Genomic DNA, 8,322 nt, shown 5'->3' on the forward strand with positions numbered 1-8,322 from the left:
AGCTATAGTAGTTTGAATTTCCTGAATGAAGGATGATGCAAAACACATTCATCTTATGATAGCAAGTTATGGAGTCTTATGGGTTAAAAAATTAAAAATGTACAGAAAATACCGAGAACGTTACCGGAATATAATCTTGGAATATATCACATTGCTCATGCACTGCTAGTTACTTCTACGTTTGGCCTATATCCATACCTTAAAAAAAATTAAGTATTCTTCTTTTTCCTGGTCATTGCATTATCGAGAACGTTCTCGCTTTTTTTTCTATTTAAAAGAAAGAAAAAGCTGAAATTGTTGTGAGCTTTCCATCCTTTATTTTCTTTCCAAATTTTTATTTTGTTAACCAAACTCACTGCAAAAATGAAAAGGAGAATTTTTTCTTGTACCCTTTGGGTTATTCTCATTGTTTCAGTCCCTTACACACTTCCCGCGCAAAACTTTCAGGAAATTAGTGGAACCGTTTACGATAGCAGTGCAAATACGGGTATTTCCGAAGTTAGTGTTTCGGTAAAAGGCAGCACCAGAGGCGTATCAACCGGTACAAATGGCAGATATAGAATTCAGGCCAGCCCTTCTGATAAACTTATTTTTTCAACTGTTGGTTATAAAGATCAGGAAGTAACTGTTGGTAATCGTAGTGTAATAGATGTGATTATGAGCGGAAAGTCAGCCATCCTGCAAGACGTAATTGTAAACGTAGGGTATGGAACGCAAAAACGAACAGATGTAACAGGTTCTGTCGCTTCTATTTCTTCGAAACAAATCACAGAGCTCCCTTTAACTAACTTTCAGCAGGCTCTTCAGGGACGTGCTCCGGGAATAGATGTGGTTTCAAATGGAACTGCTCCTGGTTCAGGAGTTACAGTGCGTATAAGGGGAAGACGTTCTTTTTCTGCCGGAAACGATCCATTATATGTGCTCGATGGAATCCCTATGACGGGTGATATGACTGATATAAATCCTAATGATATTGAATCAATGGATGTGCTGAAAGATGCCTCTGCAACAGCAATTTATGGATCACGTGGAGCTAATGGTGTAGTGCTGATTACTACAAAAAAAGGTAAAACAGGAAAACCGGTACTCTCCTATTCGATGTATACCGGCATTACCACGCCCCAAGGGAAATATAATGTAATGAATGGAAAGGAATATAAAAAATATAGAATAGAAGCTTTCAGAACAATTGGCCAGGAACCACCATGGGCACCAATAGAAGTGGAATCTATGGCGATAGGACGCTCTACCAATTGGCAGGATATGATTCTCGATAATGGATTTAAACAACAGCATGATTTAAATATTTCGGGCGGTACCGAAAATACCAAATATTCTGTAAGCGGTGGTTTCTTTAACGAAAAAGGAGTAATCTCTTTACAGGATTTTACACGGTATAACTTAAAGATAAGTGTGAGCCAAAACGTAGGAAAAAAATTGAAATTAGGATTTTCAAGCTTTACATCTTTGAGCAAACGGAATGGAGAAAATTTTTCTCCCCTTTCAGATGCACTGAACCTGAGTCCGCTAACAGTTCCATACGATAGCAGTGGAAAACTAATCTTCTTTCCAAATCCTTCAGAGACCATTATGAAAAACCCGCTATCAGATCTTGTGCCTGGCGCACTTGTTGACGAAACCAAGCAATCACGTCTTTTCGCGAGTTTGTACGCTGAATATAATATAACGAACGATCTTAGTGCCAGGGTAAACTTTGGTCCAAGCTTAAGCACGACAAGAAACGGCAGGTTTAGTGCTTCCCAAACAAGTCTTCGCTCTGAAGGCCTTCCCGCAGCCAGCACTATGCACAGCTCAGAATTTTCCTATACCGTAGAAAACATACTGAACTATAAGAAGAAGATCGGCGAACATTCATTTGGTGCAACTGCGCTATTCAGTGTTCAGTCAGATGAATTCGAACGTTTTTCGTCCTCCGTTGAAGGTGTAACCGCTGATCCACAACAATTTTATAATCTGGGAAGTGCTTCAACAATACTTAGTGTGGGAAGTGATTACAGTAAATGGGCTATTCTTTCATATATGGGCAGGCTGAATTATTCTTACAAGGAAAGATACTTGTTAACAGCTACTGTTAGGGCAGATGGCTCCTCTCGTTTTGCTCCAGGCCATCAATGGGGATATTTCCCCTCTATGGCTTTGGCATGGAAGATAAGCGAGGAAAATTTCATGAAAAACTTTGCTTTTCTACCTGAGCTTAAAATAAGAGCCGGCTATGGCCGTACCGGAAACACAGGGATCAATCCCTACGCTACTCAAGGCAGCCTCGGACGAACCGCTTATGCATTCGGAGAAACAAGTGCGTTTGGTTTTCACCCAAGTGTATTTCGTAACCTTAATTTAAAATGGGAGAGTACAGGTTCCTTTAATCTCGGTGTTGATTTCAGCTTGTTTCGTTACCGTATAAATGGTTCAGTTGATTTTTATCATCAGAACACCACAGATCTTCTCATGAACAGGCAAATACCTGCTAACACCGGGTTTACTTCCATCCTAAGTAACATTGGCGCTACGCAGAACCAGGGACTTGAAATATCGTTATCTACTGTTAATATTAATTCTCCCGGAGGGTTTAAATGGCAAACGGATTTTACATTTTATACAAACCGCGAAAAGATTGTAAGTCTTTCCACCGGCAAAAAAGATGATCCTCAAAATGCATGGTTTATTGGTAAGCCGCTTACTGTGTATTATGACTACGAAAAGATAGGTATCTGGCAGTCTAAAGAGGAAGGTGAGGCTGCGGGATATAACGCAGTACCAGGACAAATTAAATTGAAGGATCAGGACAACAACGGCGAAATTAATTCTCTTGACAAAGTGGTATTGGGCAGTGATATTCCAAAATGGACAGGCGGAATGACAAACCGTTTGAACTATAAAGCATTTGACTTTTCAATTTTTGTATATACTCGTCAAGGCAGTATGATTCAAAGCAATTATCATGAATCTCTTGCAACATTGTCTGGTAAGTCGAACGTGATGAACATGGATTACTGGACGCCCGAAAATCCTACAAACATGTGGCCGCGTCCTAATAAAAATCAGGAAAGACCAACCAATGGAAGCACTCTGGGATATTTTTCCGGATCGTTTGTGAAAATTCGTAACATGCAGTTGGGTTATAATTTTTCCCGCGGTTTATTGGATCGGTTAAGAATGCAGTCTCTTCGTATTTATGTAAGCGCCCAGCAACCATTTATTCTTTTCTCGCCATACGTCAATAAATATTACGGGATAGATCCGGAGTTTGACAGGAACATGGGTATAAATACGCCGCAAACAAAAATATTCATGTTAGGATTAAATGCAAGATTTTAAACTAAAAAGAAAACTTACATTCCTCAATTTTTAATTTTTTCAAAATGAAAAGAAGAAATATAGCCTGTTTTTGCATATTGTTTCTTATACCGGGAATTTCGTGCAGGAAAATGCTGGATGAAAAAATCGTATCAGGAATTACAGATGGCTATCTTGATACAAAGCCAGGCTTTTATGGAGGTCTTAACGCGGCATATAGTGATTGCCGTAATTTTTATGGTTCAGAAAAAGGCCTGGAAATGACTGAACTTGGAACAGATATATTTACGAACGCATCTGACGGCGACTTTAAATATTTTAATTTATACAATTCCCAATTAGATCCGAATGAATTATGGATTACTTCTCTGTGGAATAATTCATATCATACTATTAATACCATCAATGCTGTATTGCGTCATGCTGATGCCGTTCCTGATTTAACTCCCGAAGAAAAGACAAAGGCTCTTGCAGAAGCACGGTGGCTTAGGGCTTATAATTACTTTATTCTTGTACAGACGTATGGCCCGGTTGTACTCACTCTTCAAGAAACAACAAGCATTTCATACGAAGCAACACGGGCGCCTATAAAAGATGTATATGCAAGTATTGTTGAAGACCTTGACTTCGCCATCACCAACTTGCCGGCTGAACAGAGCGATTACGGCAGAGCTACTAAACCCGCCGCGGAGCATTTGCTTGCAAAAGTATTGCTTACACGCGCTTATACCGATGCTGCAGAACCAGATGATTTTAGTCATGCTGCAACGTTAGCAGAAAACGTGATTAATAATTATAATTTCAAATTGCTCGATAACTTTGCTGATGTATTTCAACAGGGCGAAGGCGAAAAGAACAGCGAAGTGATCTGGTCAGTACAATACACTGATAATAAATTAAATAGTGTCAACAATGATCAGACAGCAATTGATTGGGGCTTTGAGACAGGGAATTCGCTGCATCTTTTCTTCGTGATGCAATACGATATTTTGCCGGGAATGAAACGTGATGTTGCAAATGGACGGCCTTATAGAGAGTTGCGACCAACTATGTTCGGCCTTGATAACTTCTATAACCGTTCAATTGACTCCCGTTATGATAAAAGTTTTCAAACGGTCTGGTATTGTAATAACGAAGAAAGTATCCCGAAGGATGCAGACGGCAATCCTAAATTTAATCTTGGAGATACAGCTGTCTGGATGCCAGGAACAGAATTGAATGTAACAAAACGCTATATGGTTGTAAAGCCAAGCCAATACACCGAAACTTTGTTTCCTGTATTAACCAAATTTCTTGATAAGAACCGGCCCACCAGGACGGAAACCTCCGGAAGCAGAGATTACATAGCTTTTAGATTAGCCGATACTTATTTAACAGCGTCTGAGGCCTTACTGGGGGCCGGCAGACCTGACGAGGCTTTGCAAAAATTAAATAAAGTGAGAGAGCGTGCGGCCTATCCGGGCCTCGAGTCTCAGATGGATTACGATAAGATAAATATAGATACTATCCTAAATGAAAGAGGAAGGGAACTCGCCGGGGAATCAATGCGCTTTTTTGATCTGACACGCACCGGAAGGCTGGTTGAGCGAGTAAGAAAATATAACCCTCAGGCAGCACCACTAATTCAAGACTACCATGTTTTAAGACCGATACCGCAATCCCAGATAAATTTAACCAGTACACCATTCGAGCAAAACCCCGGATATCCTAAATAATAAATTTCATATGCCGGTTATTGCCAATCCTTTAACCGGCTTCTTTCAATTCATTCTCATATTAGTAGCTACTTCCACATTCTGTTCCAAAGCCCAAATTATTAGCAGCAATTGATGCTGCAGGTGTCCGGTAATCTTCAGTTGTACCCGTACTGTAGTATTTGGAAGCAGAATGATGAGGATATTACTCTTGCAAAAAAGGAACAGAAAGCGTGAAGTATATTTAGTGTGCAATTTCAAATAAAGGTTTTGTTATTTATTCTTTTTTGCAGAAAGGACAAAAACCTGGCATTCGTGTGGTTGCAAGTCAGCAGAAAGAGTTGCATCTTCCTGGCCGACAGAAGAATGTTTCCAAACATCAAATATGCTATAACCCTTTCCAGGTTCCAACTCCAAGTCCTTCCAGGAAGCAGTAATAGTTTTATTTGATGAATTGCGATTAAATAATGCAATGGCAATCCTGTTACCTGTAAGAGGTTTTTTCCACGCTTCAAGTCCGTCTTTGCTCATTACCCGATACCCTTGTTTTCCTAATGAGTCCTGATCAATATCTATAATATCTTTATTCAGGATGATCGTTTTTGTTACCTCATTCATATTACGGATATCGCAACCAAGCATTAACGGAGCAGAAAACATACACCACATACTCATTTGTGTACGGTATTCAATATCATTGCAACCACCTCCTTTTATAAACCCTGTATTATTTAATCCTACAACCAACATGTCGGGGTCGTTCCATCCACCAGGACCCGAAAAACGACCCAAATTAGTCATCACGTCTATGGAAGTAAGAATCCCAACAGGACTGGTTTCGTTTCGGGGCTTATCCCAAATATCGGCCACATCATAAGAAGTGCGCCACATGTGGCCTCCTACCTCTTTGCCCCATAACCATGGCGAACGTGGGCCCCATTCGCAGATACTAAACAAAATGGGACGCCCTGTCGCCTTCAGGGCATCTCCCATCGCTTTATACCTGCTGATCGCCATTTTATAATCGTTATTAGCAGAGACATAATCAGGGCAAAAACAATAATCATATTTCAGAAAATCAACACCCCAATCTGCAAATAGTTTTGCATCTTTTTTTTCGTAGCCAAAGCTTCCCGGCATTTCCCCACAAGTTTTGGTTCCGGCATCTGAATAAATGCCGAACTTCAGTCCCTTGCTATGCACATAATCCGCCAGTGCTTTCATACCTGATGGAAACTTTTTAGCATCGGCATATAATAACCCGGTTGAAGAATCTCTTCCACCTTGCCATATGTCATCAATAACAATGTATGAAAAACCTACTTGCGTCATAGCAGAACTTACCATTGCATCTGCAGTTTCACGAATTACCTGTTCATTTACATTTTTTCCAAATGCATTCCAGCTATTCCAACCCATGGGCGGGGTTATTGCCAGGTTTTGGTCTTGTGATATTGCTGCATTTAGCGTGCTACTGCTATTTATAGTATTCTTTACTACGCATCCACTAACTAAATATAATAAAGCCCAACTTAAAAAAACTGAAGATCTACTAAATTTTGTCATGCCTTTTTCTGGAGGATTTGAGAAATTATTATTTATAAAATTAGGGGTACCACAATTCCCGATTGTTCATCCATGTTTACCCCTGGCTCTTATCAAAGTTTAAATTCAATATACAAAAATTCTTCTATTTTGTTCTGATTTAAAAAGTTTAGAAGTATCTTAGAAGATGGTCACTAAAAGAGAAGCTGGATTGAAAATCAAAGCAAGTTAAATCGTTACGTTTCTTTTCTAAAAAATCCATAAATCACTGCCGTAACTCGCAGTGAAACACGATGAGTTGTTTAGCTTCAAATGTAATAACAGATCCGCCTCCTTTTTCACCATCTGTTTGTGTAATAACAAATGGTTTGGAAACCTGTGAATTAGAGAATTAATCTCCTATGCCATCACTTTAACACTACTGCCAATTTATGACCCTTGCTGAAAATTAGCACTTCAGCCACTTTTACAAAGCGCATATTCAGCAGCTTTATAATTTTGGATTTGCATCTTTATCATTGACTTTTTCTTTTCGCTTTGCCACTTGTTCCAGGATAATGTATAGTCCTAAAATAGCTTTACAGCAATACAATATAGGATGACAGAAAAACGAAAGCAAAAAAACCGACCTAGTCCCCTGAGCAAACATCCTTATGTTCGTCCAAGCAAGGAAGAAATGGAACTAATCGTGGGAGAGATAGACTCTGGCGCATTAAAGATATTGTCGGCTTGCAAAAAATATGGGCTAAACAGGAATACTCTGAAGTTTTGGATCACTCGCCTTAGTGTTGGAGATTTAACTGATAAAATGAACAAGTCGATGTCATCTAACATTTCCGGCGATAGAAAAGAGCACGAGTATAAACAGCAAATCAGTCAGTTTGAAAAATCTTTGGAATATGCGAGGCTAAAAATTTTTGGTTTGGAAACGATGATCAAGGTGGCTGAGGAAGATCTTCAAATCAAGATCAGAAAAAAGCCTGGTACCAAACGGTCAAAAGAATAAAGCAAACTTATCCATCAATGGGCTTAGAAAAGCTTTGCGGACTGTTTGGTGTCACTCGTCAAGCCTTTTATGAAGCAAAGCCTATGAAAAGAAAACAAGTATTGCACACATGATTGTTTTACGATTGGTAAGCGATTTAAGAGAAACAATGCCAATGGTAGGCACAAGAAAAATTCTTTACAAAATAGAACCTATGCTGAAGGCACACGGAATTAAAATGGGCCGTGACCAGCTTTTCGACCTTCTCCGTTTTCACGGTCTGCTGGTAAGGCGAAGAAAGCGTGGGCGCATACTTACTACTAACTCCTTTCATTGGTTAAAGAAGTATCCAAATTTAATTGAACACACTGAGCTGTACGCTTCGGAACAGGTTTGGGTAGCTGACATTACATATGTTAAGACCGCAGAGGGATACAGTTATTTGTCGTTGATAACCGACGCTTACTCCAGAAAGATCCTCGGATACTCCTTGTATCCTAGCCTGGAAAGTGCTGGCTGTATCGAAGCTTTGAAAATGGCTTTATCGTATCGCCTTTATCCTAAAACAGCACTGATTCATCACTCTGNNAGAGGCGTTCAGTATTGTTCGGAAAATTACGTAGATATTCTTTTAGCTAATANTATCTCTATAAGCATGACTCAAAACGGTAGTCCTTACGAAAATGCACTAGCTGAAAGAATGAATGGTATTATTAAATCAGAGTTCTTGTCAACTCTGCATTTCCAAAATCATAAGGAAGCCAGAAAAGCAGTTGCAAG

Annotated in this window: 5 protein-coding genes; 4 read left to right on the forward strand and 1 reads right to left on the reverse strand. The window is 39.5% G+C overall.

All coding sequences use genetic code 11. From position 1 onward, the window contains the following. The first annotated feature begins 363 nt into the window (after window positions 1-363). Together B154_RS0119000 and B154_RS0119005 are read left to right on the forward strand one after the other, a co-directional pair. Window positions 364-3,339 carry a SusC/RagA family TonB-linked outer membrane protein gene (locus B154_RS0119000; RefSeq protein WP_018615915.1) on the forward strand — a complete coding sequence of 992 codons (2,976 nt, stop codon included), beginning with the start codon at window positions 364-366 and terminating at the stop codon, window positions 3,337-3,339. Window positions 3,340-3,383: 44 nt separating this feature from the next. After that, window positions 3,384-5,033: a RagB/SusD family nutrient uptake outer membrane protein gene (locus tag B154_RS0119005; protein WP_018615916.1), complete on the forward strand. Its 1,650-nt coding sequence runs from the start codon at window positions 3,384-3,386 to the stop codon at window positions 5,031-5,033. A gap of 252 nt (window positions 5,034-5,285) precedes the next feature. Here the strand turns inward: B154_RS0119005 and B154_RS29100 are convergent, their stop codons facing one another. After that, complete coding sequence (locus B154_RS29100) at window positions 5,286-6,578, reverse strand: glycoside hydrolase family 27 protein (protein ID WP_033412029.1); 1,293 nt, start codon at window positions 6,576-6,578, stop codon at window positions 5,286-5,288. 577 nt (window positions 6,579-7,155) lie between these two features. On the opposite strand from B154_RS29100, the gene B154_RS29105 reads away from it, so the two are divergent. Continuing rightward, window positions 7,156-7,563, forward strand: a complete 408-nt coding sequence (locus B154_RS29105; protein ID WP_018615919.1) for a hypothetical protein — start codon at window positions 7,156-7,158, stop codon at window positions 7,561-7,563. Between the two features lie 154 nt (window positions 7,564-7,717). After that, window positions 7,718-8,322, forward strand: a 605-nt coding sequence (locus B154_RS0119025; RefSeq protein ID WP_425423117.1) for an IS3 family transposase, incomplete at its 3' end; no start/stop codon positions are given.

The sequence above is a fragment of the Segetibacter koreensis DSM 18137 genome (genome assembly GCF_000374045.1).
Classification (GTDB): domain Bacteria; phylum Bacteroidota; class Bacteroidia; order Chitinophagales; family Chitinophagaceae; genus Segetibacter; species Segetibacter koreensis.

What these genes read in the sequence shown, in the direction of transcription:
- B154_RS29100 (WP_033412029.1), bottom strand. Translation starts at nt 6,578, where the DNA reads ATGACAAAATTTAGTAGATCTTCAGTTTTTTTAAGTTGGGCTTTATTA.
- B154_RS29105 (WP_018615919.1), top strand. Translation starts at nt 7,156, where the DNA reads ATGACAGAAAAACGAAAGCAAAAAAACCGACCTAGTCCCCTGAGCAAA.
- B154_RS0119000 (WP_018615915.1), top strand. Translation starts at nt 364, where the DNA reads ATGAAAAGGAGAATTTTTTCTTGTACCCTTTGGGTTATTCTCATTGTT.
- B154_RS0119005 (WP_018615916.1), top strand. Translation starts at nt 3,384, where the DNA reads ATGAAAAGAAGAAATATAGCCTGTTTTTGCATATTGTTTCTTATACCG.